This is a genomic window from Bartonella sp. PS17NMGDW (assembly GCF_042193555.1).
GTDB classification, from domain to species: domain Bacteria; phylum Pseudomonadota; class Alphaproteobacteria; order Rhizobiales; family Rhizobiaceae; genus Bartonella; species Bartonella grahamii.
This window is the reverse complement of sequence record NZ_JBHILY010000102.1, coordinates 1-540: the sequence shown is the minus strand read 5'-3', so window position 1 is coordinate 540 and position 540 is coordinate 1. Positions and strand designations below refer to the sequence as shown.

Here is a 540-nt window from a genome sequence, read left to right as displayed (position 1 = left end):
GCGTGATTCACGCCACGGGGGAATTGCGCTCAAATAGGAGGAAATCAAGATGAGGGAACAAAACACTAACCTAACAGAAATTGAAGAAACACAGCATTTAGCCGTCGAACAAACTGCTATGGAACGCATTTTAAATAAAGCCTTAGGAAATGACGTCGATATGGACCGCTTAGAGCGCCTGATCGCATTACGAGAAAAAGAAATAGAACGACAAAACTACGAAAGATTTGCCAGTGATCTTTCGAATATGCAAATAGAATATCAAAAAATACAAAAAAACTCTACAAACACCCATACAAACAGCCAATATGCAACCCTTGACCAGTACATTGATGCTGTAAAAAATACTCTTGCAAAACACCGATTTGCTTTGTTTTCTCGTATCAAAGAACAGAGTTCAGACAATATAATTATAGAAATGACTTTGACGCATCCGTCTGGAAATAAAATCTCAACAGAAGGAAAGTTTCCTTATGACACGAAAGGATGCAAGTCAAATATACAATCGGTTGGTTCTGCAATCACATACGCACGCAGATA

The 540-nt window shown here is 38.3% G+C and carries 1 protein-coding gene; it reads left to right on the top strand.

Going from position 1 to position 540, the window contains the following annotated elements:
- Window positions 1-49 precede the first annotated feature (49 nt).
- On the top strand, window positions 50-540 hold a 491-nt coding region (locus ACFIJK_RS09505; RefSeq protein WP_375627610.1), incomplete at its 3' end, for an ERF family protein.